The sequence below is a fragment of the Silvimonas terrae genome, from assembly GCF_014202765.1.
Classification (GTDB): domain Bacteria; phylum Pseudomonadota; class Gammaproteobacteria; order Burkholderiales; family Chitinibacteraceae; genus Silvimonas; species Silvimonas terrae.
This window is the reverse complement of sequence record NZ_JACHHN010000004.1, coordinates 39,726-64,122: the sequence shown is the minus strand read 5'-3', so window position 1 is coordinate 64,122 and position 24,397 is coordinate 39,726. Positions and strand designations below refer to the sequence as shown.

The 24,397-nt window shown below is 59.2% G+C and carries 19 protein-coding genes; 6 read left to right on the top strand and 13 right to left on the bottom strand.

All coding sequences use genetic code 11. The features are described from left to right. Positions 1–4: 4 nt before the first annotated feature. Positions 5–1,279 (top strand): phosphoribosylamine--glycine ligase, encoded by a 1,275-nt coding sequence (gene purD, locus HNQ50_RS10275; protein WP_184100324.1) that lies wholly within the window; start codon positions 5–7, stop codon positions 1,277–1,279. A 308-nt stretch (positions 1,280–1,587) separates the two neighbouring features. On the opposite strand, the gene HNQ50_RS10270 is transcribed toward purD, so the two are convergent. From HNQ50_RS10270 to HNQ50_RS10250, 5 genes are all read right to left on the bottom strand, one after another. Then, a complete protein-coding gene (locus tag HNQ50_RS10270) occupies positions 1,588–1,866 on the bottom strand; it encodes a hypothetical protein (protein ID WP_184100322.1) in 279 nt (92 codons plus the stop codon). A 490-nt stretch (positions 1,867–2,356) separates the two neighbouring features. Beyond that, a complete protein-coding gene (hemF, locus tag HNQ50_RS10265; protein ID WP_184100320.1) occupies positions 2,357–3,256 on the bottom strand; it encodes an oxygen-dependent coproporphyrinogen oxidase in 900 nt (299 codons plus the stop codon). 108 nt (positions 3,257–3,364) lie between these two features. Then, complete coding sequence (gene panD / locus HNQ50_RS10260; protein ID WP_184100318.1) at positions 3,365–3,742, bottom strand: aspartate 1-decarboxylase; 378 nt, start codon at positions 3,740–3,742, stop codon at positions 3,365–3,367. Positions 3,743–3,846: 104 nt separating this feature from the next. Continuing rightward, positions 3,847–4,404: a hypothetical protein gene (locus tag HNQ50_RS10255; RefSeq protein ID WP_184100309.1), complete on the bottom strand. Its 558-nt coding sequence runs from the start codon at positions 4,402–4,404 to the stop codon at positions 3,847–3,849. A gap of 130 nt (positions 4,405–4,534) precedes the next feature. Next, a complete protein-coding gene (locus HNQ50_RS10250; protein WP_184100306.1) occupies positions 4,535–6,391 on the bottom strand; it encodes a ribonuclease catalytic domain-containing protein in 1,857 nt (618 codons plus the stop codon). A 269-nt stretch (positions 6,392–6,660) separates the two neighbouring features. Between HNQ50_RS10250 and HNQ50_RS10245 the strand changes: the two genes are divergently transcribed. Then, positions 6,661–7,119: a GntR family transcriptional regulator gene (locus tag HNQ50_RS10245; RefSeq protein ID WP_184100304.1), complete on the top strand. Its 459-nt coding sequence runs from the start codon at positions 6,661–6,663 to the stop codon at positions 7,117–7,119. A 68-nt stretch (positions 7,120–7,187) separates the two neighbouring features. Here the strand turns inward: HNQ50_RS10245 and prfA are convergent, their stop codons facing one another. From prfA to HNQ50_RS10225, 4 genes are all read right to left on the bottom strand, one after another. Then, positions 7,188–8,264, bottom strand: coding sequence for a peptide chain release factor 1 (gene prfA / locus HNQ50_RS10240; protein ID WP_184100302.1), 1,077 nt, complete (start codon positions 8,262–8,264; stop codon positions 7,188–7,190). Beyond that, positions 8,261–8,734, bottom strand: coding sequence for a GNAT family N-acetyltransferase (locus HNQ50_RS10235; protein ID WP_246428674.1), 474 nt, complete (start codon positions 8,732–8,734; stop codon positions 8,261–8,263). Before HNQ50_RS10235 ends, prfA begins: the two co-directional genes overlap by 4 nt. A 3-nt stretch (positions 8,735–8,737) precedes the next feature. Then, on the bottom strand, positions 8,738–9,991 hold the full coding sequence (hemA, locus tag HNQ50_RS10230) for a glutamyl-tRNA reductase (RefSeq protein ID WP_184100300.1): 1,254 nt from the start codon (positions 9,989–9,991) through the stop codon (positions 8,738–8,740). Between the two features lie 776 nt (positions 9,992–10,767). Beyond that, positions 10,768–12,009, bottom strand: coding sequence for an ABC transporter substrate-binding protein (locus HNQ50_RS10225; RefSeq protein WP_184100298.1), 1,242 nt, complete (start codon positions 12,007–12,009; stop codon positions 10,768–10,770). Positions 12,010–12,254: 245 nt separating this feature from the next. On the opposite strand from HNQ50_RS10225, the gene gntR reads away from it, so the two are divergent. Together gntR and HNQ50_RS10215 are read left to right on the top strand one after the other, a co-directional pair. Beyond that, positions 12,255–13,280 carry an HTH-type transcriptional regulator GntR gene (gntR, locus tag HNQ50_RS10220; RefSeq protein ID WP_184100296.1) on the top strand — a complete coding sequence of 342 codons (1,026 nt, stop codon included), beginning with the start codon at positions 12,255–12,257 and terminating at the stop codon, positions 13,278–13,280. A gap of 52 nt (positions 13,281–13,332) precedes the next feature. Further along, positions 13,333–13,758, top strand: coding sequence for a hypothetical protein (locus tag HNQ50_RS10215; protein ID WP_184100294.1), 426 nt, complete (start codon positions 13,333–13,335; stop codon positions 13,756–13,758). A 139-nt stretch (positions 13,759–13,897) separates the two neighbouring features. On the opposite strand, the gene feoB is transcribed toward HNQ50_RS10215, so the two are convergent. Further along, entirely contained in the window at positions 13,898–15,664 is a 1,767-nt protein-coding gene (feoB, locus tag HNQ50_RS10210) for a ferrous iron transport protein B (protein ID WP_184100292.1), read from the bottom strand. A 2-nt stretch (positions 15,665–15,666) separates the two neighbouring features. Further along, positions 15,667–15,909 (bottom strand): FeoA family protein, encoded by a 243-nt coding sequence (locus tag HNQ50_RS10205; RefSeq protein ID WP_184100290.1) that lies wholly within the window; start codon positions 15,907–15,909, stop codon positions 15,667–15,669. A gap of 521 nt (positions 15,910–16,430) precedes the next feature. Between HNQ50_RS10205 and gltB the strand changes: the two genes are divergently transcribed. Next, on the top strand, positions 16,431–21,071 hold the full coding sequence (gltB, locus tag HNQ50_RS10200; RefSeq protein ID WP_184100288.1) for a glutamate synthase large subunit: 4,641 nt from the start codon (positions 16,431–16,433) through the stop codon (positions 21,069–21,071). Beyond that, entirely contained in the window at positions 21,071–22,537 is a 1,467-nt protein-coding gene (locus HNQ50_RS10195) for a glutamate synthase subunit beta (protein WP_184100286.1), read from the top strand. Before gltB ends, HNQ50_RS10195 begins: the two co-directional genes overlap by 1 nt. Positions 22,538–22,620: 83 nt before the next feature. On the opposite strand, the gene HNQ50_RS10190 is transcribed toward HNQ50_RS10195, so the two are convergent. Both HNQ50_RS10190 and HNQ50_RS10185 read right to left on the bottom strand, forming a co-directional pair. Beyond that, positions 22,621–23,040 carry a hypothetical protein gene (locus HNQ50_RS10190; RefSeq protein ID WP_184100284.1) on the bottom strand — a complete coding sequence of 140 codons (420 nt, stop codon included), beginning with the start codon at positions 23,038–23,040 and terminating at the stop codon, positions 22,621–22,623. A 182-nt stretch (positions 23,041–23,222) separates the two neighbouring features. Then, complete coding sequence (locus HNQ50_RS10185; RefSeq protein ID WP_184100282.1) at positions 23,223–24,347, bottom strand: ABC transporter substrate-binding protein; 1,125 nt, start codon at positions 24,345–24,347, stop codon at positions 23,223–23,225. Positions 24,348–24,397: the final 50 nt, after the last annotated feature.

Below are 24,397 nucleotides of genomic sequence, written 5' to 3'. Positions count from 1 at the left end.
ACACATGAATGTGCTTGTCATCGGCAACGGCGGACGTGAACACGCGCTGGCCTGGAAATTGTCGCAATCGCCCCGCGTGGGCAAAGTATTTGTGGCGCCGGGCAACGCGGGAACCGCGCTGGAACCCAATCTGACCAACGTGCCGATCACCGATATCGACGTGCTGGTGGCGTTTGCCCAGCGTGAGCAGATCCAGCTGACCGTCGTTGGCCCGGAAGCACCGCTGTCCAAGGGCGTGGTGGATGCATTTCGCAAGGCCGGTCTGAAAATCTTTGGTCCGACCAAAGCGGCCGCGCAACTGGAAAGCTCCAAGGATTTTGCCAAGGCCTTCATGAAGCGCCACGGCATTCCGACTGCCGATTACGAGACCTTCTCTGATGCCGCCAAGGCCCACGCCTATATCGATGCCAAGGGCGCGCCCATTGTCATCAAGGCCGACGGCCTGGCGGCCGGCAAGGGCGTGGTGGTGGCCATGTCCTTGCAAGAAGCGCATGACGCTGTCGACAGCATGTTGTCTGACAACAAGCTGGGCGACGCAGGCGCCCGGGTCGTGATCGAAGAGTTCCTGACCGGCGAAGAAGCCAGCTTCATCGTTATGGTTGATGGCAAGAACGTGCTGGCGCTGGCATCCAGCCAGGATCACAAGCGCCTGAAAGACCATGACGAAGGCCCCAATACTGGCGGCATGGGCGCCTACAGCCCGGCCCCGGTGGTCACGCCGGAAATCCATGCCAGGGCCATGCGTGAAGTCATTCTGCCGACCGTACAAGGTATGGCGCGTGACGGCATCATTTACACCGGCTTTCTGTACGCCGGCCTGATGATCAGCCCGGAAGGCCAGATCAAGACGCTGGAATTCAACTGCCGCATGGGCGATCCGGAAACCCAGCCCATCATGCTGCGTTTGAAGAGCGACCTTGTGAGCCTGGTTGAGCATGCCGTAGAGGGCTCGCTCGACAAGGTTGAGGCCGAGTGGGATCGCCGCGTGGCGCTGGGGGTGGTGATGGCTGCGGCCAATTACCCGGAAACCCCGCGCGTGGGTGATGTGATCTCTGGCGCCACGCCGGATGTGGAAGACGGCCATGTGTTCCATGCCGGCACCAGGCTCAATGAAGCTGGTCAGCCGGTCACCAGTGGCGGCCGCGTGTTGTGTGTCACCGCCTTTGGCGAGACCTACAAGGCGGCGCAGAAGCGGGCGTATGAATTGCTGTCTGGCGTGCATTTTGATGGCGAGCAGCATCGGACGGATATTGGCTGGCGCGCGATCAGCCGGAAGTGATTGTTGGTGGGGTGTGAACAAAAAAGCCGTCGTTGAGATGGCTTTTTTGTTTTTTTGGGGGCGGGGTTGGGGGAGGCGTGATTGTGAAACCCAAACCGCTGTTAGCGCCTGACGGCGCTGTGTTTTGGATGTCGGGGGTTGCCCGACAGCAAGTGCCTTTCTTTTGGGTCGCCAAAAGAAAGGCACCAAAGAAAAGGCGACCCCTGCGACAGCGCCCTGCGGGTTCCCTGTGCTTCTCGTGAGTGCCGGCTGGCTCCAGGGAACTCGGGCTAAAGCCCTCAAACACCCTTACGCCGAAACCCCGGCCCTCACTGCGATGCTCGGCGCTGCCGGAGGGGAGGCAGGTCAAAAGCAACGGCAACGGCAACGGCAACGGCAACGGCAACAGCCAAAACCAAAGCCAAAGGCAAAGCCAAAGCCAAAGCCAAAGCCAAAGGCAAAGCCAAAGGCAAAGCCAAAGGCAAAGCCAAAGGCAAAGCCAAAGCAACCCCAACCCCAACCCCGCAAACCATCTGCCCACAAGAATGCTTTACCTCGCCCACCACCTCGTCATTCCCGCGGAAGCGGGAATCCAGTCCGCAGCCCAACGGGCTGCCTGCGGTGGACGATTACCACCATTCCGGATTCACCCAAGGGGTATGCAGGCTTCGCAGCTGGATTCCGGCGCAAGGGGGCCGCCGAGGACCGGAATGACGAGTCAGTGGAATGCGGGTTGAATTGGCTGTTGCCGTTGCCGTTGCCGTTGCCGTTGGTGTTGAAGTTGCTTTTGACTTTCTTCCCCCGTCAAAGCCAAGCCCCAAAGAAAGTGACGTGCTTCGGCCACCGCCGGTATCAAAATGCTTTTCACACCTGCGCCGAAGGCGCTAACACCCGACAACAATATTAATCAGGTCCGCCACCCCGGATTCCCGCCTCCGGCTCCATCCGGGCTACGGATGCTTTCTTTGGGGCCGCCGAGGTGGCGAAGCTAAGAAAGTAGGGTGGGCCCGGCACCCCGTGTATCAAATGCCTTTCAACCCCGCGCCGAAGGCGCTAACAAGCAGTTGGTTTCTTGCCGGTAAACCGGCAAAGGCCCCCTCACCCGATCCAGTCTTTCCCCACCAGAAAATCACTCAACAACCGCGCTTCCGCCGACCCCTGCGGCGGGTGCCAGTCATACCGCCATTTCACAATCGGTGGCATCGACATCAGAATGGATTCGGTTCGCCCGCCGGACTGCAAGCCAAACAGCGTGCCGCGATCCCAGACCAGATTGAACTCGACATAGCGGCCGCGCCGGTAGGCTTGCCAGTCCCGTTCACGCTCGCCAAACGGGTACTCGCGGCGGCGCTCGACAATGGGGACATACGCTTGCAGGAACGCGTCCCCTACTGCGCGGATAAAGGCAAATCCGCCTTCAAAGCCCAGTTCGGACAAGTCATCAAAGAAAATGCCGCCAATACCACGGGGTTCGTTGCGGTGCTTGAGGAAGAAATACGTATCGCACCACGCCTTGTACTTGGGGTAGTACTGCTCGCCAAACGGGGCGATGGCGTCGCGGCAGGTGGTGTGAAAGTGGTGGGCGTCTTCTTCAAAGCCGTAGTAGGGCGTCAGATCCATGCCGCCGCCAAACCACACGACGTCTTCATGGCCTTCTGCGTAGGCGCGGAACATGCGCACGTTCATGTGCACGGTCGGCACGTAGGGATTGCGGGGGTGAATGACCAGTGACACGCCCATCGCTTCCCATGCGCGGCCGGCCAGTTCTGGGCGGTGCGCCGTGGCGGACGGTGGCAAGGTCTTGCCTTTGACATGCGAGAAATTGACTCCGCCGCGCTCAATCAAACCGCCGTCTTCGACCAGCCGGGATATGCCGCCGCCACCCTCTGCCCGTTCCCACTGGTCGTGCTGAAAGGTGTGCCCATCCAGGTTTTCCAGCGTAGCGACAATGTTTTGCTGCAGCGACAATAAATAATCGCGCACCTGGGAGGCGGACATGGGGTTACTCCGGATCAAAGAGGCAAATGGTACGACATTCATTCTGGTTCTGGCGCAAAACAAAAGCCCCGCATGAGCGGGGCCTGGTTGCGGGCACGGTGAGCCGGCTTAGTTCTGCGTCGGAATGCCGTGCTTGATCTCTTTGATCTTGTTTTGCGCGTCCACGAACACCAGCGCCGGGTGGTGGCTGGCCAGTTCGGTCTCGTTGTACTGGGCAAAGGTGGCAATGATCAACAGATCACCCACTTGCGCCTGGCGGGCGGCAGAGCCGTTCAACGAGATAATGCCAGAGCCACGTGCGCCCTTGATGGCGTAGGTGGAGAAGCGTGCACCGTTGTTGATGTTCCAGATGGTGACTTCTTCAAATTCGCGGATGTTCGCTGCCTCGAGGAGATCTTCATCGATGGCACAAGAACCTTCGTAGTGCAGTTCGGCATGGGTGGCCGTGACACGATGGATCTTGGATTTGAGCATGCTGCGGTTCATGGTAAAGCTCCGACATCACTTGTAAGGGGGCGATTATAAATCGCATAAATCTCATTTGTAGTGGCACTTTCAACGATCTGGCTGTTTAAAGCCATTGTCATTGATCAGGCGCGGTACACCAGGCATTCATCCAGCAAGAATTCGCCAAGGCCAGGGCGGGCATTCAAGAGCACCCGGTCGAACGCCATTTGCTGACCGTCTACCTTGACCCAGGCGGGGATGACCTTGCCCTGGAAACTGCCTACACTTTCGTCCGCACGGATCACTTCACGCGGTGTGGCTGGTGCAGGTGCGGCAGCGGCTACCGGGTCGTTGGCCTGGGCCAGCAAGGCTGCCGCACGGGCGATTTCCGCTTCGCGCTCGCGCGGTTGCACGGGCAGGTTGCGCAGGAACCAGCCAAACAGCAGTGCTGGCATGATCACGCGGGTCACCCGTTTGTGATTGTCCACGCGGCAAGCCACACCAAACTGTTCGCCACACTTGGGGCATTGGGCTTTGGCCGCGATGGCAAGGCTGTCATCGAGCAGGCGTGCAATGCCCAGCATGTCTTTGGCGCCCAGCATGTGGCCACACCGCACGCATGGCTTGGAGAACTGACGGATTTGCTCGCCATTGGCAAAGCGCATCGGCAGGTAGTAGTTGAGTGGGCGTTTCTGCTGCATATAAATGTGTTCCTGATTCAACAGGGCGAGTGCCCGGCAAAATGCTGCCAGCAAGGCGCGTGAGCGCTGACAGTACGATTGGTACGGCAAGCGAGCGCAACGCTGCTGGCGGGATTTTGCAGGGTGCTCCTTACATCGTTGCCAGTCGGCAATCGAGATTCAATTCCAGCCAGTCCGTTTTCAGCCGTTGCAGTACGACAGTTGAACCGGCCGGTAATTCCGGCAATCCTGGCACACGCATTACCAGCGGCATGCCATCCACACGCACCAGGTTCTCTTTGATCACTGAACCTGAGAACTCGCGCATGTTTTCCTGTTCCATGTAACGCAGACACCAGTAGCGTTCCATCTTGTCCTGGAAGTCTGCGTACGCTGCGTAAGCGGTGTCGAACGCGCCAATCGCGCCAAAGAGTTCGGCATCGTTTTTCTGAAAGCGTGGTTTCACCCCGCTCACCATGGCAATGATCTGCTGCTGGTTTACAAAGTCCACCGCGCGGCGCAGCGGCGAAGACGACCAGGCGTAGAACTCCACACCCAGGCCAATATGCGGGCCCGGCTGCGTGGTCATGCGCACGCGTCCGTTGTTCTGCACTCTATAGATGCCGGCGACCTCGGCATCTTTCAAATCCTTGCCCCACTGACTGTTCACCAGAATCATCATTTCTGCGACCAGCTTGTCCATGGGAGAGCCGCGTTTGCGCGGCAGAATGCGCACGCGCTTCTCGCCGTTTTCCAGCGTGTCGACATAGAAGCTGTAATCAATACGCACTGGCGCGTTGGGGTCGTCCGCGCGGCCACGGCGGCCTTCCAGGTTGCCGGCAAAGCGCCACAAGGTGGTCAGCTCGGATTTCCACGGGAAATCCGGGCCGTCTTCCTTGCCGGCGGTCAACTCGTTGAAGAGGGCTTCGATCTGGTCATGGCGCAGGTTGGCGGCAATGGGCACCAGCTCAACGACGTTACGGTGGTTAAGGATGTCAAAGCCGGGCGAGACTTCCAGATACATCGACACAGCCGGGCGCGCGGCGCCTTCCAGCAGCGTGAAGGCCTGTACCGCCGAATCCGGCAGCATGGTGATCTTGTCGCCCGGAAAATACACGGTGGAAAGGCGGTCAAATACCAGTTTGTCCAGTTCCGTACCTGGCTCAATCCCCAATGCCGGCGCAGCAATGTGGATGCCCACCTGCCAGTTGCCGTTGGGCAATTTCACCAGGCTCAAGGCATCATCGATTTCAGTGGTGGTCACGTCATCGATCGAGAACGCTTGCACCTTGGCGACGGGCAGGTTGTCCGGCAGGGTGATGGTCTGTTCGACCACGGCGTCGCGGCCCTTGGGGAAGGTTTCCAGCAAGAAGCCTTGGAGGAAATAATCCGCGACATCCGGAATGGCGCCCACGCTTTGCAAGAGGCGCGTGGGATTGGTATGTGCAGCGTCGGCAGCTTGTGCCAACGCCTTGTATTCAATGCTGTTCTTGTCGGGGCGGTGCAACAGCCGGTTGAGGATGGGGGCGAATGCTTCGGGCAGCTTGCCGGCAGTCAGTTCAGCCTGCCAGACGGCCATTTGCTCGGCTTCGCGCTGTTTGCGCTCCAGCCCGGCCAGTGCGGCTTTCAGGTTCTCTTCCGGGGCGGCCTTGTAGCGGCCTTTGCCCTTTTTGTAGAAATACATGGGCGCGGCAGACAGGCGCAGCACCACCGCAATCTGCGAGGCGGCATTGGGGTTGGCGCCAAAGTATTCAGCGGCCAGTTCTTCAAAGCCAAATTCGTGCTCGCCGCACGTTTCCCACAAGAGGTCCAGATCAATCTCGGTGGCCAGCGCTTCAGCCTGCGACAGGATTTCATCAAGGCCCGGCCGCTCAAACTTGAGCAGCACATTGCTGTTCTTGACCTTGCTGCGCTTGCCACGCACGTCTTCAACCATCAGGCTGGCGGGTTGCGATTCTTTGACCGTCGCGACTTTGAAGCCGCCGTCCTCTTCATAAAAAACGTGCATAACAACCCTTTCTGGAAAGCACGCGATTATATACCAAAACAGCATGCGGCTTGCCTGGGTTTGTCTGTCTGATCATGTGTTTAGCCCTGTCTGTCGGAGTGCTTGCGCAGACTGGAAAGGGCAATGCTGGTCGCAATGCCCCTGGCGCGTTCGTACTATACGGCGGTGGGCAGGGCTGGCACCGGCAGCACCTGTTCGCGCACAATCAGCCACAAACACGCCGCGCCGATCAGATCAAAGATAAAGTGCTGCCGCAGCGTGGCACTAACGTGCAGAAAATCTCCATCAAGCAAGTGCAGGACGCGCGCTTTATCCGCGAAGCGATAGAAACCGCGGTGGTACGACGTGCCGCACAAATTGTGGATCAGGCTACGTTGATGCAACTGGCGCAGAATCTTGAACAGCAGTCCCTGGCTTGCGCTCAGGCCGATATGGCCGGATTTCTGGTTCTGGACGATGCCTTTCATGCCCAACTGGCCAGCAGCATCGACTGCACCAGCGCGTGGGATAGCATTGAGAATCTGAAGGCGCATATGGATCGGGTGCGATATCTCACGCTGGGGCAGATCTCACCGCTTGGTGACCTGCTGGCACAGCATCAACAGATTTATGCTGCATTGACCCGGCATGATGAAGATGCTGCGGTCAATGCCATTCACAGTCATTTGCAAGAACTGACCCTGACCTTGATTGCGGTTTCGGAGCGCTATCCGGACTGGTTTGAATAGCCTTATGGCGAGAGCGACCGACAACAAAAAGCGGCCAGAAAGGCCGCTTTTTGTTGTTTTGTGTCAGGTCAGTCGCCCAGTTGCGCCAGCAGTTCGGCCTGCTGTTCATTTACCAGCGACTGGGTCAGTTCTTCCAGATCACCGTCCATGATCGCGTCCAGCTTGTACAGCGTCAGGTTGATGCGGTGATCGGTCATGCGTCCTTGCGGATAGTTGTAAGTGCGGATGCGCTCACTGCGGTCGCCACTGCCAATCAGGCTCTTGCGGGTCGCCGCTTCTTTGGCATGGCGCTCCCGGTCTTGTACGTCCTTGATGCGCGCCGCCAGTACGGCCAGGGCACGGGCCTTGTTCTTGTGCTGGCTACGATCGTCCTGACACTCCACCACAATCCCGCTTGGAATGTGCGTGACGCGCACGGCAGAGTCGGTCTTGTTGATGTGCTGCCCGCCAGCGCCAGAGGCGCGGAAGGTATCGATGCGCAGATCGGCCGGATTAATGTTGATCTCTTCGGCTTCATCCGCTTCTGGCATGACGGCGACGGTGCAGGCGGAGGTGTGGATCCGGCCCTGCGTTTCAGTGGCGGGCACGCGCTGTACCCGGTGACCACCGCTTTCAAATTTCAGCCGGGAATACGCGCCAAAGCCGACGATGCGGGCAATCACTTCCTTGAAGCCGCCCAGATCGGATTCGTTGGCCGACATGATTTCCACTTGCCAGCGGTTACGCTCGGCATAGCGGCTGTACATACGAAAGAGGTCGGCGGCAAATAGCGCGGATTCATCACCACCGGTGCCGGCACGGATTTCGAGGAAGATATTGCGCTCGTCGTTGGGGTCTTTGGGCAGCAACGCTTTTTGCAAGTCCAGTTCCAGCGCCTCAATGCGCGCCTTGCCGTCGGCCAGTTCTTCCTCGGCCAGTTCTTTCATGTCCGGGTCGGATAGCATTTCTTGCGCGGTGGCGATGTCGGCCTCGGCCTGCCGATAATCCTTGTACAGCGCCACCACGGGTTCCAGTTCGGCGTGCTCACGGGTGAGCTTGCGATACTGGTTCATATCGTTGGTAGCGCCTTCAGAGGCGAGCAGGGCGCTCACTTCTTCAAGGCGATCGGCAAGTTGGGCCAGACGGGCCAGAATCGATGGTTTCATTGTTGTTGTACGTAGACGTCCTGGTTAAGGCGTTCCATATAGCGTTCGGGACGCGCGGCTTCGGTCCAGCCGAATTGTTTGTACAGCCCATGCGCGTCGGCGGTGAAAAGCATCCAGCGACGCAGGCCGGTCAGGTCCGGATGGCTGTGGATGCATTCCAGCAACCATTTGGACAAACCCCGCCCGCGATAGGCTTCGTCGATAAAGACATCGCCCAGATAGGCAATGGTGGCGCCATCCGTAATCACCCGGGCAAAGCCCACCAGCGCTGCGCCGTGATAGACGCCAAAACACAAGGCACCGGCCACCGAGCGACGAAACACCGCCTCCGGCATGCCTTTGCCCCAATAAGAGCGGCGGCCGATAAAGTCATAGGCGGTATCGATGGGCAGGCGCGCAGGGTCGGTGTCGACCTCAAACGCGCCCATATCAAGCTGGCGTGACCAGCGGGCGGTCTGGAACAGGGACATCAGCTATTCCTCGTCGTGGAGGCGGAAGAGGCGGCGTGCGGCGGTCACGAGTGCGGTCTGATCGTCACCGTCTGCGGCATTGAGCGACGCCAGCGGGGCATGCAGAAACTTGGCGGAAAGCTGAAGAGTGAGCTTTTCCAGTACTTCTGCCGGATCGTCTCCGGCCGCCAGACGCTTTTTGGCTTTGGCGAGTTCAGCGCGTGCCGCACGGTCGGCATGATCACGCAGGTCGCGGATGGTCGGGACGAGTTCCCGGCTGGCCAGCCAGTGATTGAATTCGCTGACATGATCAGAGATCAGCGCTTCTGCGGCCACCACTTCTCCCTGGCGGGCACTCACACCCTGGCGCACAACTTCTGACAGATCATCCACGGTGTAGAGATAGACGTCAGCCAATTCTGCGGCTTCTGGTTCGACATCACGCGGGACGGCCAGATCGACAATGAAAATGGGGCGGCGTTTGCGCTGCTTGAGCGCACGCTCGATCATGCCTTTGCCAATCACCGGCAAGGGCGAGGCGGTGGAGCTGACTACAATATCGAACTCATGCAAACGGTCGGCAATGTCGGTCAGCAAGATGGCTTCGCCGCCATGCTGTTGCGCCAGCAATTCGCCGCGCGCCAGCGTGCGGTTGGCCACCGCCATCTTTTTGGGTTTTTCCGCACAGAAGTACGTGGCGCACAGTTCAATCATTTCGCCCGCGCCCACAAACAGCACATTGCATTCGGACACGGACGGGAAAATGCGCTCGGCCAGTTTGACACCGGCCGCCGCCATAGAGACCGACGCCGAACCAATGCGCGTTTGCGTGCGCACGTCTTTGGCTACCTGGAAGGCGCGCTGGAACAAACCATTGAGCAACACGCCCAGGCTGCCCGATTCACGCGCCTGGCGCTCGGCATCTTTCAGCTGGCCCAGAATCTGGGTCTCGCCCAGCACCATGGAATCAAGCCCGGCGGCGACGCGGAAGGTGTGCTTGGCGGCATCCGGCCCGGCATGGACGTACAAATAATGGTTAAGGTCTTCTGCCTTGCGACCACGGCTGGCGGCATACCACTCCAGCAACGCATGCGGATCACGGGCGTTGCAATAGAGTTCTGTGCGATTACAGGTGGAGATGATGGCCGCTTCGGTAACGCCAGGTTGCGCCACCAGACCAGGCAACAATGTCTGCAGTTCGGTCGGCGAAAACGCAAGCCGCTCCCGCACCGATAACGGAGCGGTTTCGTGATTGACGCCGAGTACGAGCAGGTTCATCGCTGCGGGGGAAATTCAAAACAGTCGATTATACCGTGATTGTTGTCAGCTTGCCTGAGAGGAATGCCGAATGGCTGCGGGATCAAGGGGTTGGTGTTGTTGGGGGGCATCTGGTGCGCGGGGTGTTGTGGTTTGGGAAGCCCTTTGCTGGGCCGGATGATTTTGTAGCCCGGATGGAGGCCTGTAGGCCGTGAATCCGGGGTGGCTGGTCTGGTTAATATTGTTGCGGGATTGTTAGCGCCTTGCGGCGCGGGCTTTTAAATGCATTTTTGATACCGGCGGCCCCAAAGAAAGTAACCAAAGAAAGGCGACCCCTACGACAGCGCCCTGCGGGTTCCCTGCGCTTCTCGCAAAGTCCGGCTGGCTCCAGCCCCGCTGCCACTGTCATCCGATGGGATGATCGACTTTGTGGGGGTACCCCCAAGGGGCAGGAACTCGCCCTTTGGGCTCAGACACCCCTCGCCGAAACCCCGGACCCCGCTGCGATGCTCGGCGCTGCCGGAGGGGAGGAAAATCAACATCAACATCAACATCAACATCAACATCAAAAGCCAAAGCGAGCCAGACCCAGCAAACCGTCTGGCCGCAAGTATAGTCCACCCTGCCCACCACTTCGTCATTCCGGCCTTGAGCCGGAATCCAGTCAGGCCACCGCAGGTGGCCTTTGCTGGCAAGAGCCACATAGGCGTAAACCGCAAACACCCCCAAAAAACACAGCCCCCACCCGCCATAAAGAGCGATGGAGGCTGCGTCGCCTTCGGAGAGAAGAACGTTGTTTACTGTGCGCGCGCCGCAGCCGCAATTTTCTGCGCTGCGGTCTGGGCGGTCATGCCGTCGTCGTTCCAGAACTGCGCGGCGACGTCATAAATGGCGCCTTCGGCTGCGGGCGGAATAGCCATGTCATGCGCCCAGGACGGTACCAGCGTGCCTTTGGCGGCGGCATTTTTGAAATCGGCGGAAGACTTTTTGGCGCAGTCGTCAAACTTGGAGAGATCCATACCCTGGCGCGCTGGAATCGAACCCTTGTACAGGTTGAACACTTCCTGGAACTGGGTACTCATCAGCAATTGTGCCAGGTCCCGCTGGCCTTTCTCGGCGTCTTTGTCTTTCAGCTTGAAGAAGGCAAAAGAGTCAACGTTGAAGGTATATGCGTCCGCGCTACCTGGTGCGGCGACACACAGAAAGTCTTTGCCAGCCTGCTTGCCGGCAACCGCAAACTCACCCTTGGCCCAATCGCCCATAAACTGCATGCCGGCCTTGCCGTTGATCACCATGGCCGTAGCCAGGTTCCAGTCACGGCCGTTGGCAGCCTTGTCGGTATACGGTTTGATGCGTTTGTAGGTTTCCAGCACCTTGATCATGGTCGGGCTTTTGAGCGCAGTCTGATCAAGCTGGACGAATGCTTTCTTGTAGAAGTTGGCACCGCCTACGCCCAGTGCCACGCTTTCCAGCAGTTCTGCTTCTTGCCAGGACTGGCCGCCAATGGCAACGGGCAGGATGCCGGCCTTTTGCATGGCATCGGCGGTCTTGAAGAACTCATCCCAGGTGGTCGGGGCTTTGGCGTTGGCTTTTTTCAGGAGATCGGCGTTGATCCACAGCCAGTTCACGCGATGCACGTTCACCGGCGCGGCGACGTACTGACCTTTGTACTTCATGACGTTGGCGACCACGGGGGGCAGCAGTTTGTCCCAGCCCTCTGCTTTGGCGACGTCATCAATCGAGACCAACACACCCTGATTGCCCCATTCCTGAATGGCCGGGCCTTTCAGTTGGGCGGCGGCGGGTGGGTTGCCAGAGACCACGCGGGTCTTGAGTGCGGTCATGGCGTTTTCACCGGCACCACCCGCCACGGCGAAGTCTTTCCACTTGTCGCCCTTGGCTTCCAGCATGGTTTTGAGTTCGCCGGCCGCCTTGGCTTCGCCGCCGCTGGTCCAGTAATGCAGCACTTCTACTTCAGCCGCGTGTGCGGTGGCAGTCAGCCCGAGCAGCGCCGTGGCGCACAGGGTCAGTCGTAGCATGATCGATCTCCATATTCATTTGCCTGCAAGGCGAGAGTGCGCAGTCCGCTGGTCGTGTGCGTGTCATTGGCGCTGAAATGTTGTCGGATTTTGTCGACTACATTGATGGCAATGTTAACGTTAACAGTAGAGCAACTAACAATAAATGAATACCCTGGTGATCTGTCGGGGCGCCCGGTGTGTCAGGAAAATCCGGTATCCTGACTTCCGTTTCGATTTTGTTACCGTGAGCAAACCAAACCCTCATGCCGCGTAAAGCCAACCAGAATGCGTCTCGCGCTGCCACCCTGCACGATGTAGCGGGCAAGGTCGGGGTCAGTGCGATCACGGTTTCGCGCGCACTCAATTCGCCCGACCTGGTGTCGGAAAAACTGCGCACCCAAATCCTGGCCGCGGTGGATGAACTGGGCTACGTACCCAATCGCTCCGCCCGCACGCTGGTGTCCTCGCGCTCGCACACCGTGGCGGTGCTGATTCCGTCGCTCTCCAATACGGTATTTATCGATACGCTGGCCGGTATCAATGAAGTGCTTGATGCCAAGGGTTATCAGATTCTTATCGGCAATACCGCGTATGACGATGAGAAAGAAGAACGTCTGTTGCGGGCATATCTGTCACATGCGCCGGATGGCGTGTTGTTGACCGGCACACGCCAGCGCCCGGAAATGCGCCAGCGCCTGGCAAAACTGGGTATTCCGGCAGTGCACATGATGGAACTCGATCCCAGCAATGAGTGTTTGTGCGTCGGGTTTTCGCAAGAAGAGGCCGGACGGCAAATCACCCATCATTTGCTGGCGCAAGGTTATCGGCGCATTGCTTTCTTTGGCGCGCGGCTGGACCCCCGGGTAATGCAACGTCTGGATGGCTACCGCAAAGCGCTACACGCGGCCGGTTGTTATTCGCCGGATCTGGAATACCTCAACCCGCGCCCGTCCCGCATTGGCATGGGGGTGGAAATGCTGGAGGTGTTGCGGCGTGAGCATCCGGATTGCGACGCCGTGTTTTGTTGTAACGACGATCTGGCGCTGGGCGTGCTCACGGGGTGTCATCGCACCGGTATCAACGTGCCAGAGCAACTGGCCGTGGCCGGGTTTAACGACCTGGAAGGCGCGGCCTGGGCCATGCCGACGCTAACCAGCGTGCGCACCCCGCGCTTTCGCGTCGGCTTTGAAGCGGCGACACTGCTCTTGAGTTTGATGGAAGGTCACGCGGCACCGGCACAGCGTCAGCTTGATCTGGGTTTTGAATTGCAACTGCGCGGTAGCAGTTGAACCGGCTTGCCACGCCTGTTTTTATCCGCCCTGAAACCACTGTTTGATTGCCATGCCTTCCTCCTCCCCATTCAGCACGCTTCCAGTTGATACCGACATTCCGCCGTATGGCGTCGACACCCCTACCGAAAGCGCCTGGCAATGGCTGCAGCTGGTGGGGCAACTGGTGGCGACAGAACTGGCCGCCATGCCGCGTGGCACGCTGGCACTGGTCGAGGACACCGACAGCGTGTACTGGGTGGTGGCGATTGAAGACAAGCTTTATCTGGCCACCGCATCCATTTTTGAGGGTGAAATACTGCTGGAGCATGCCGCCTTGCTGCGGGCCCTGGCTGCGATAAGTATTGAAGAGCTGACCTACCGGCGTATGGCGCTGGAGCAATGGCTACTCAGCCAGCCCACCATGCGGCTGGCTGACACCAAACGCTTGCAGATGTGGGACAAACTGCCCGGCCCTGGGGACTGGGACGCGGATTAGGCTGGGCAAGGAGGAGTCGCGGAGCAATCCGCCCGCTTTGTGGTGGATTGTCGCTACGCTCCGAATCCACCCTGCGCCCGCATCGCCACCCCGGATTCCTGGCCCGGTGGGCCTTCATCCGGGCTACGGGCAGGGCTGGTCAGAACCAGCCGCTAACCAGCCGTGTGCCTTGGTAAAACACAAAACACAGCACCCACGCCAGGCCCAGCGACCACACGACAGACCCCGCCGTAAACCACACGCTTTTCGATTCTTTATGCATGGTCGCCATCGTCGCCACGCATGGCACGTAGATCAGGGTGAATAGCATGAAAGAAATGGCCGAAACCGGGTCCATGCTGCTGGCCAGGTGGGCAGACAGTGCGTTGCCTTGCATGCCCGTGATGACGGAGAGGGCGCCCAGCACCACTTCTTTGGCGACGAAACCAAAGATCAACGCAATCGACATCTCGGAGTGAATGCCGATTGGCGTCAGCACGGGCTCCAGCACTTGCGCCACCATGGCCGCATAGCTGTGATGCTCGTTCGGGTAGTGCGTGAGGAACCAGACCAGTAGCACACCGGTGACAATCATGGTCGACGCCATGCGCAGAAACGAGCGGGTTTCGCCCCAACCACGCAGACGGATTTGTCGGAACAGGGGTAAACGGAACGGGGGCAGTTCCAGCGCAAAGGGTTCGGACGAAGTAAAGCGGCGGCGTAGCAGCCAGGCCGTGCCAAGGGCGATGACTATGCTGGCCAGATACAAGCCCAGCAGTACCCACGGCGCCTGAGCCGGCGTGAAGAGGGCGGAGCACAGGAACAGGAAAATCTGCAGGCGGGCCGAGCACAGCGCAAACGGGATGGTCAGCATGGTCAGCCGGCGGGCTTTGGGATCACGAATGACCCGCGTACCCATCAGTGCTGGTACGTTGCAGCCAAAGCCCATCATCAACATGACAAAGCCACGGCCATCCAGGCCAAGGCGTGCCATCAAACCATCCATCATGAAGGCGGCGCGGGCAAAGTAGCCCGAGTCTTCTATGACTGCCATCAAAGAGAAGAACAGGAAGATCAACGGGGCAAAGGTCAGCACCGTCCCGACGCCGTCATACAGACCATCCAGCAAGGCGCCACGCACAATCTCTGGCGCACCAGCCAGCGAGGGTTCCAGCCAGGTGGATTTGATCCAGTCCAGTCCGCTACCCAGGGCATCCTGCAACGGTGTGCCGATGGCAAAGGTGAGCTGGAACAGCAAGAACATGGTCAGCACAAACAGCGGCAGGCCCAGCGCCGGATGCAAAATCCAGCGGTCGATTCTGGTGGTGATGCTGGCGGGCATGGTGGGCGGGCGGCTCACATGCGTGTGATGCAGTCGCGCTTCTTCGTCATGAAATGTGGCTGCCGGCGCAAGGTGCGAGAAGTCCAGTTGTACTTCCTGGCCGGGCAATTGGCCAAGCGCCTGTTTCAGTTCTGCCATGCCATCGCCGCGCTTGGCCGAGATCAGCAAGACCGGGCAGCCCAGTTGTTGACCCAGCGCCGCCGTATCGATGGTGATGCCCGCGCTGCGTGCTTCATCAGCCATATTCAGCGCCACAATCATCGGTGCGCCCAGTGCTTTGAGTTGCAGTGCCAGGCCCAGCTGCCGATCAAGTTGCGTCGCATTGAGCAAGACAATCACGCCCGTCAGCGGGGTGCTGGCCAGGAAGGATTGGGCAATCTGTTCGTCTTCAGCGCCACCAGATAGATCGTAAATGCCGGGCAGATCGACCATCTGCACCATTCTGGCGCCCAGCAAAATGCGGTGAGAGGCCAGTTCGACCGTCAGCCCGGGCCAGTTGGCAACACGGGCGTTGCCGCCGGTTATGCGGTTAAACAGCGTGGATTTACCTGTATTGGGCATCCCCACCAGCGCGATGCGGTGCATGATCAACCCTCCTGAACGGGCAGGGTTTCTACAACAATGGCGCGAGCATGTTCACGCCGCAACATCAGTTCAGTGCTGCCTATGCGTAGTTGCAGCGGACCGCCCAGCCAACCCCGCCGCAACACCGTGACCTCCCGCCCCGGGCGTAAACCGAGTGCACACAGGCGCTGGGTGAGGTCGGCAGGAGTATGTAGTTTTAATACGCGGGCGGGCGTTTGCAGCGACAGCTCGAACAGGGGACACATGGGGCATCTCGCTCTCAAGAATCATTCTCATTATTGGAGCATGATGACTGCATGATTTCTGTGTATTGATACCCATCAAGCACTTCGTTGCAGGGGTAAAAATCACAAGCGCATAACAGATGTAGTTTGCTGATTTGTGACTGACACCGCGCCTACATCGAATTATGTAGTCGGAACATGTTGACAAACATACAACGGTTTCCCGACAAACGTGCCGGGTTTGCACCGTTTTCTGTCATTTTTTCGAAAAAATGCCTCTGATCAGGGCAGAATTTCTGGCAATATAATTGCCATTTTGTGCGCTGCGTTATACCAACGCGCTCGCGCACCGTGAGCTGGCTACCCCGCCAGCCTCGTCGACGCCAGCTCCGTGAGATCCGGACTAGCCGCTCGACCCCTGTAGATGATTATCGAACTATCGGAACCAGGCTGACGCAATGTCGGCCTTTTTTGACCTGTGCGTCGCCCGCCGAGAGAGATGAACCGGGATCGGGTGCGCTTAGCCAGAAGGAAAGACCGTGATGGATCACGTGATGCCCCAGCAGCAGGGGTTGTACGATCCCGCACACGAACACGACGCCTGTGGCGTTGGTTTCGTCGCCCACATGAAGGGCCAGAAGTCTCATTCGATCGTCGAGCAAGGGTTGTTGATCCTGAAAAATCTGGATCACCGTGGCGCCGTTGGCGCTGACCCGCTCCAGGGCGACGGCGCCGGTATTCTGATCCAGATTCCGGATGCACTTTATCGCGAAGAAATGTCCCGCCAGGGCGTGACCCTGCCGCCATACGGTGAGTACGGCGTGGGTATGGTGTTCCTGCCGCAGGAAGCCGCATCACGCGAAGCCTGTCAGGAAGAAATCGAGCGTGCCGTCCGTGTGGAAGGCCAGGTGGTGCTGGGCTGGCGTGATGTGCCAGTCGACCGCGTCATGCCGATGTCCCCGACCGTACGCGCCAAAGAGCCGGTGATCCGCCAGATTTTCGTTGGCCGCGGCCCGGACGTGCTGGTGACCGATGCGCTGGAACGCAAGCTCTACATTATCCGCAAGTCGGCCAGCCACGCGATCCGCCGGCTGAAGCTGACTCACGGTCATGAATTCTATGTCCCGTCGTTCTCGGCCCGTACCGTGAACTACAAGGGCCTGTTGCTGGCTGATCAAGTGGGTGAGTACTACCACGATCTGGCCGATGCCCGTTGCGTCTCTGCACTGGCCCTCGTACACCAGCGCTTCTCCACCAACACCTTCCCGACCTGGGATCTGGCACACCCGTTCCGCATGATTGCCCACAACGGTGAAATCAACACCGTGCGCGGCAACGTGAACTGGATTACCGCGCGTGAAAAAGCCATCAGCTCGCCGGTGCTGGGCAAGAGCCTGGAAAAGGTCTGGCCGCTGATTTATCCGGGCCAGTCTGACTCCGCCTCGTTTGATAACGCGCTGGAGCTCTTGGTCATGGGCGGCTACACGCTGGCCCAGGCCATGATGATGATGATCCCGGAAGCGTGGGAAAAACACACGCTGATGGACGACAACCGTCGCGCCTTCTACGAATACCATGCCGCGATGATGGAGCCGTGGGACGGCCCCGCTGCCGTGGCGTTTACCGACGGCCGCCAGATTGGCGCCACGCTGGACCGTAACGGTCTGCGTCCGGCCCGTTATCTGGTCACCAATGACGATCTGGTCGTCATGGCGTCTGAATCCGGCGTACTGCCGATCGAAGACAGCCGCATCAACAAGAAGTGGCGCCTGCAACCGGGCAAGATGTTCCTGATCGATCTGGAACAAGGCCGCATTATTGATGACACCGAGATCAAGTCGTCGCTGGCCAATGCCCGTCCGTACAAGGAATGGATTGGCAAGATCCGCATCAAGCTCGATGAAGTGCAAGACGCCACCGAACTGCCGGGCGCGCCCTGTTCCACCGTGCTCGATTGCCAGCAAGCTTTTGGTTACACCCAGGAAGACATCAAGTTCATTCTGGAGCCGATGGCCAAGCTGGGCGAAGAAGGCACCGGCTCGATGGGTAACGATGCCGCGCTGACCGTGTTGTCGAACAAGGCCAAGCCGCTCTACGCCTATTTCAAGCAACTGTTTGCGCAGGTCACCAACCCGCCGATTGACCCGATCCGTGAAGATCTGGTGATGTCGCTGGTGTCGTTCATTGGTCCCAAGCCCAATCTGCTGGACCCGTCCGACATCAACCCGCCGATCCGTCTGGAAGTCTCCCAGCCGGTGCTGTCGGCTGGCGATATCGAGAAGATCCGCCACATCGGCAAGTACACCGGTGGCAAGTTCCGCTCGCACGAACTGGATATCTGTTATCCGGCGGCATGGGGCCCGGCAGGTATCGAGGCTCGCCTCGCGTCGCTGGCTGCTGAAGCTGAAGATGCCGTCAAGAGCGGTGCCAACATCCTGATCGTGTCTGACCGCAAGATGGATCGCAACAATGTCGCGATCCCGGCGCTGCTGGCGACCTCCAGCATTCACCTGCATCTGGTGAATGAAGGTCTGCGTACCAGCACTGGTCTGGTGGTTGAAACCGGTTCTGCGCGCGAAACCCACCACTTTGCCTTGCTGGGCGGGTTCGGCGCAGAAGCCGTTCACCCGTACCTGGCGATGGCTACCCTGGCCGATATGGCCGGTGGCGACGCAGAAACCGCTGCCAAGTACCAGAAGCATTACATCAAGGCGATCGGCAAGGGCCTGATGAAGGTGATGTCCAAGATGGGCATTTCCACCTACATGTCCTATACCGGCGCACAAATCTTTGAAGCGGTTGGCCTGAAGAAGTCGCTGGTGAACAAGTACTTCACCGGCACCCCGTCCAACATCGAAGGTCTGGGTCTGTTTGAAGTCGCTGAAGAAGCCTTCAAGCTGCATCAGGCTGCGTTCTCGGCTGACCCGGTGCTGGCTAACGCGCTGGATGCCGGCGGTGATTACGCTTTCCGTATTCGCGGTGAAGAACACCTATGGACGCCGGATTCGATCGCCAAGCTGCAACACGCCACCCGTACCGGCAAGACCGATACATACAAGGAATACGCAGCGCTGATCAACGATCAGACCAAGCGTCACCTGGCCCTGCGTGGCTTGTTTGAATTCAGCGCAATTGGCGATGCCGTGCCGCTGGATGAAGTCGAGCCAGCCAAGGACATCGTCAAGCGCTTTGCCACTGGCGCGATGTCGCTCGGTTCGATCTCGACCGAAGCGCACACCACGCTGGCTATCGCCATGAACCGGATCGGCGGCAAGTCGAACACGGGTGAAGGCGGTGAAGATGCACGTCGTTTCATTCCGCTCAAGGCGGGTGAAAAGTTGTCTGAAGTGATCGGCAAGGGCCGTATCGAGCGTGACTACACCTTCAAGGAAGGTGACAGCCTGCGTTCGGCCATCAAGCAGGTTGCGTCCGGCCGTTTTGGTGTGACGACTGAATATCTGGTCAACGCGGACCAGATCCAGATCAAGATGGCACAAGGCGCCAAGCCAGGTGAAGGCGGCCAGTTGCCGGGTCACAAGGTCTCCGAATACATCGGCTTCCTGCGTCACTCGGTACCGGGCGTGGGTCTGATCTCGCCGCCGCCGCACCACGACATCTATTCGATTGAAGATCTGGCGCAGCTGATCCACGATCTGAAGAACGTGAACCGCAAGGCTTCCATCTCCGTCAAGCTGGTATCCGAGGTGGGTATCGGCACTGTGGCGGCCGGTGTGGCCAAGGCCAAGGCTGACCACATTGTGGTGGCAGGTCATGACGGTGGTACCGGCGCATCGCCGTTGTCTTCCATCAAGCATGCCGGCACCTCGTGGGAACTGGGTCTGGCTGAAACCCAGCAGACGCTGGTGCTGAACCAGTTGCGCGGCCGTGTCCGCGTGCAGGTGGATGGTCAGATGAAGACCGGTCGTGACGTCGTGATCGGCGCGCTCCTGGGGGCGGATGAATTCGGCTTTGCCACCGCGCCGCTGGTCGTCGAAGGCTGCATCATGATGCGCAAGTGCCACCTGAACACCTGCCCGGTGGGCGTGGCGACGCAAGATCCGGAACTGCGCAAGCGCTTCTCCGGCCAGCCGGAACACGTGGTGAACTACTTCTTCTTCGTTGCGGAAGAAGTGCGTGAAATCATGGCCAAGCTGGGTGTACGCAAGTTTGACGAGCTGGTCGGCCGTGCTGACCTCCTGGACAAGCGCGCCGGTATCGAACACTGGAAGGCTCAAGGTCTGGACTTCAGCCGCGTATTCCATCAGCCGGATGTGCCCGCTTCCGTGGCCCGTCTGCACGTGGAAAACCAGGACCACGCTCTGGAAAAGGCGCTGGACAACCAGTTGCTGGCGCAAGCCGCTCCGGCGCTGGAAAAAGGCGAGAAGGTTAGCATCACCACCAGCATCAAGAACATCAACCGCACTGCCGGTTCGATGCTCTCTGGCGCGGTGGCGGCCCGTTATGGCCACAAGGGTCTGCCGGACGACACCATCCACGTCACCCTGAACGGCACCGCTGGTCAGAGCTTTGCCGCGTTCCTCGCCAAGGGTGTGACGTTTGACCTGGTGGGCGAAGGTAACGACTACGTGGGCAAGGGTTTGTCTGGCGGCCGCATCATCATTCGTCCGAACGCCAACTTTGCCGGTTACACCGCAGACAACATCATCTGCGGCAACACCGTGCTGTACGGCGCGACCGAAGGCGAAGCCTTCCTGGCCGGTGTCGGTGGCGAGCGTTTTGCCGTGCGTAACTCCGGCGCGACCGCCGTAGTGGAAGGCACCGGCGATCACGGTTGTGAATACATGACCGGCGGTACGGTTGTGGTGCTGGGCAAGACTGGCCGCAACTTTGCGGCGGGGATGTCTGGTGGTATTGCCTACGTCTACGACGTGGATGGCGATTTCGCGGATCACTGCAATATGGCGCAAGTGGCGCTGGAAGCTGTCCTGCCAGCAGCGGAGCAAGGCGATGAGCCCAAGCACCGTGGTCAAGCGGACGAAGCCCTGCTCAAGGCCCTGGTGGAACAACACCTGGCCGCGACCGGCAGTCCGCGCGCCAAGGCGATTCTGGCCGACTGGCCGGCCGCCCGTGCCCGCTTTGTCAAAGTGTTCCCGAACGAATACCGCCGTGCCCTGAAAGACATGGCCGCTACCGCCAGCGCCCCGCAAAAGGAGATCGCATAATGGGTAAGCCGACAGGTTTTCTCGAGTTTGAGCGCGTATCCGAGAGCTACGCGCCGGTTGCCGAACGTGTCACGCACTACAAAGAATTTGTGCTGCGTCTGGCGGATGACGCCGCCAAAACGCAAGGCGCGCGTTGCATGGATTGTGGCATTCCGTTCTGCAACAACGGCTGCCCGGTGAACAACATCATTCCGGACTGGAACGATCTGGTTTACCGCGGCAACTGGCAAGAAGCGCTGAGCGTACTGCACTCGACCAACAACTTCCCGGAGTTCACCGGCCGCATCTGTCCGGCACCGTGTGAAGCCGCCTGTACCCTTGGCATCAATGCTGACCCGGTGGGCATTAAGTCCATTGAGCGTTACATCGTCGACAAGGGCTGGGAAAACAACTGGATCGCGCCACAGATCGCCCCGGTGAAAACCGGCAAGACCGTTGCCATCGTCGGTTCCGGCCCGGCCGGTATGGCCGCCGCCCAGCAACTGGCACGCGCCGGTCACAGCGTGACCGTGTTCGAAAAGAACGACCGCGTCGGTGGCTTGCTGCGTTATGGCATTCCAGACTTCAAGCTGGAAAAGAGCGTCATTGATCGTCGCATGACGCAAATGGAAGCCGAAGGCGTGGTGTTCCGCACCCGCACGCTGGTGGCGGTGGACGGCAAACTGCCGGCCGGTATCGTCAACGATGCCACCACCGTGATCAGCCCGGACCAGCTCAAGGCCGAGTTCGATGCCGTGATCCTGACTGGTGGCTCTGAAGTACCGCGTGATCTGCCGGTACCGGGTCGTGAACTGGCGGGCGTGCATTACGCGCTGGAGTTCTTGATTCCGCAGAACAAGACCGTTGCGGGCGACGCCCCGAACCCGATCAGCGCCACTGGCAAGCATGTGGTGGTGATTGGTGGTGGCGATACCGGTTCTGACTGTGTGGGCACCTCCAACCGTCATGGCGCTGTCGCCGTGACGCAGCTGGAAGTGATGCCGATGCCGCCGGAGCAAGAGAACAAGTCCATCACCTGGCCGTACTGGCCGGTGAAACTGCGCACGTCGTCTAGCCATGACGAAGGCGTGGAACGTGACTTCTCCGTGATGACCAAAGAGTTCATTGGCGAAAACGGTAAGCTGACCGCTATCAAGTGCGTGCGTCTGGAATGGCAAGCCGGCAAGCCGGTAGAAGTGCCGGGCAGCGAATTTACGATCAAAGCTGATCTCGTATTCCTGGCCATGGGCTTTACCAACCCGATCGCCAGCATTCTGGAAGGCTTCGGGGTCGAGCGTGATGGTCGCGGCAACGCCAAAGCCACCACGGACGGCGCTGGCTGCTACGCCACCAACGTCGAGAAAGTCTTCGCCGCGGGTGACGTGCGTCGTGGTCAATCGCTGGTGGTCTGGGCGATCCGCGAAGGTCGCCAGGCTGCGCGTGAAGTCGATGCATTCCTGATGAGTTCTACGTTGCTGCCGCGTTAAGCAGCCAGGCTATGCCGTATGAAAAAGCCTCCACGTGTGGAGGCTTTTTTTATGGATGTACGCAACGGAAGCAATTCAGCAGTTCAAAACACAATATGCGTATCACCGCCGCTACGGCCGGCCAGTTGTACACTGCGGCTTTGCGTGCGGTCATCCAGCGTGGCGTTGATCTTGTATTTGCCCGCCGGCAGTTTGGCGTACAGATACGGGCCGGTGGTCGTGGTATCGAGCACCACATCGCCCTTGGTGTTGGCGATCTGCACCTTCACGCCAGACTGGAACTCGCCGCTCTTGCCGGTAAACAGGACATGCAGGTTGTAGTCGGCGCGGGTCGATTTGAGCTGGGCCATTTCTTCATCGCCCACGCCGCCCGTGATAAAGCTGCCGCCGTTTTCGGTTTGTTGCGGTTGCAGCGCTTGCGCCATGTCTTCGGCAAGCGCCTGGCCGGTGTAAATGGCCAAGGGCAGGGCGCACAGCGCCAGAAGGGACTGGATGCGTGTCATGGTGTGTTCTCCTTGTCGCGTTTTTTCGCTATGAAGGGCCAATGACCCTGTTCATTGGACGCAAAGAACCCGGCTGAGGTTGCATCGTCTTTGCCGCAAGCTGTTGTAGGAAGATGCCGGCAAAATATGAAAAAAACCGGCCCTTGGGCCGGTTTTTGGTACAGCTTGCTCCTGCTGGCAGATCAGCGTGTCAGCGTCCCCGTTGGCGAGATCATGGTCAGCTCGACAAAGTTGGAACCCAGTCGACGCTTGTCGGTGAAGTCGACGGTGAATCCACCCAGATCAAACTTGCGCATGTTCGACAGCGCGGTGTACACGCTGGCGCGGGTCGGGTTTTTACCGGCACGCTTGATGGCCTCGGTCAACAGGCGCGCCGAGATATATCCTTCCAGCAAGGCGTAGCTCGGGTAATCACCGGTTTTCAGGAAGGGTTCGGCATCTTTCTGGAAATCCCGGATCAGCTTGAGCTGCGCATTGGTTGGCGCCGGAAACACCTGCGACAAGCCAATGCCATGCGCGGTACCCACCCCAACGGCTTTGGTGACTTCATCATACTGGATGGGTGACAGCCCATACAGCTGCGACGTGCCGCCCAGCGCCTTGTATTGCTTGGTAAACGTGGCCGCCGGCTTGGAGATCGCCACCATCACGATCGCTTCCGGATTGATTTTGGCCAGCGCCTGCGCGGCGCTGTTGGTGTCGCCCGAGGTCTTGTCGTACCAGGCTTCGCCGGCCAGCGTCAGCTTGCGTTTGGCCAGTTCGTTCTTGAGCGCGGTGTAGCCGGCCTCGCCAAAGCCATCCTTTTGCGCCACAACCGCAATGCGGGTCACGCCAAGGTGGTCATTGAGCAAAGACACAATGCGTTCGATCTCGTCCGTATAACTGGCGCGAGTCTGGAAGAAGAACGGGCTGCCAGGCGTGCGGATGCTGTCGGCGCCAGAATATGCGCCAACCAGCGCAATACCGGCGTTATCGAGGAGTTTGGCCTTGATCAGTTCTTGCATTGGCGTGGTGCCGTAGTAACCAATCAGGGCAACTGCGTTTTCTTTTTCAATCAGGTCGTGCGTGTTGGCCAGGGTGCGGGTAGCGTCGTAGCCGTCGTCGCGGGTGATCAGGTTGATCGGTTCGCCGTTGATGCCGCCCTGGGCATTAACGCGACCAAAGTAGATAGATGCACCCAGAGCCAGGGCCTTGCCGGTGTCACCGGCCAGCCCGGATGTGGGAACAGACTCACCGATATTGATGTCGGCCTGTGAGGTAGCCGTAGTCATCAATGCCAGCGTGAGCAGGACATTGCGCAGAATCATGGATCTCCCCCAACTCGTCTTGTTTTTTGTGGACTTCGTGTAAAACCGTG

Excerpts from the sequence above, each read along its gene's own strand:
- gltB (WP_184100288.1), top strand. The coding sequence starts at position 16,431 with ATGGATCACGTGATGCCCCAGCAGCAGGGGTTGTACGATCCCGCACAC.
- hemF (WP_184100320.1), bottom strand. The coding sequence starts at position 3,256 with ATGTCCGCCTCCCAGGTGCGCGATTATTTATTGTCGCTGCAGCAAAAC.
- HNQ50_RS10205 (WP_184100290.1), bottom strand. The coding sequence starts at position 15,909 with ATGTGTCCCCTGTTCGAGCTGTCGCTGCAAACGCCCGCCCGCGTATTA.
- HNQ50_RS10225 (WP_184100298.1), bottom strand. The coding sequence starts at position 12,009 with ATGCTACGACTGACCCTGTGCGCCACGGCGCTGCTCGGGCTGACTGCC.
- purD (WP_184100324.1), top strand. The coding sequence starts at position 5 with ATGAATGTGCTTGTCATCGGCAACGGCGGACGTGAACACGCGCTGGCC.
- prfA (WP_184100302.1), bottom strand. The coding sequence starts at position 8,264 with ATGAAACCATCGATTCTGGCCCGTCTGGCCCAACTTGCCGATCGCCTT.
- feoB (WP_184100292.1), bottom strand. The coding sequence starts at position 15,664 with ATGCACCGCATCGCGCTGGTGGGGATGCCCAATACAGGTAAATCCACG.
- HNQ50_RS10195 (WP_184100286.1), top strand. The coding sequence starts at position 21,071 with ATGGGTAAGCCGACAGGTTTTCTCGAGTTTGAGCGCGTATCCGAGAGC.
- HNQ50_RS10255 (WP_184100309.1), bottom strand. The coding sequence starts at position 4,404 with ATGCAGCAGAAACGCCCACTCAACTACTACCTGCCGATGCGCTTTGCC.
- HNQ50_RS10235 (WP_246428674.1), bottom strand. The coding sequence starts at position 8,734 with ATGTCCCTGTTCCAGACCGCCCGCTGGTCACGCCAGCTTGATATGGGC.
- HNQ50_RS10215 (WP_184100294.1), top strand. The coding sequence starts at position 13,333 with ATGCCTTCCTCCTCCCCATTCAGCACGCTTCCAGTTGATACCGACATT.
- HNQ50_RS10185 (WP_184100282.1), bottom strand. The coding sequence starts at position 24,347 with ATGATTCTGCGCAATGTCCTGCTCACGCTGGCATTGATGACTACGGCT.
- hemA (WP_184100300.1), bottom strand. The coding sequence starts at position 9,991 with ATGAACCTGCTCGTACTCGGCGTCAATCACGAAACCGCTCCGTTATCG.
- gntR (WP_184100296.1), top strand. The coding sequence starts at position 12,255 with ATGCCGCGTAAAGCCAACCAGAATGCGTCTCGCGCTGCCACCCTGCAC.
- HNQ50_RS10250 (WP_184100306.1), bottom strand. The coding sequence starts at position 6,391 with ATGCACGTTTTTTATGAAGAGGACGGCGGCTTCAAAGTCGCGACGGTC.
- HNQ50_RS10190 (WP_184100284.1), bottom strand. The coding sequence starts at position 23,040 with ATGACACGCATCCAGTCCCTTCTGGCGCTGTGCGCCCTGCCCTTGGCC.
- panD (WP_184100318.1), bottom strand. The coding sequence starts at position 3,742 with ATGAACCGCAGCATGCTCAAATCCAAGATCCATCGTGTCACGGCCACC.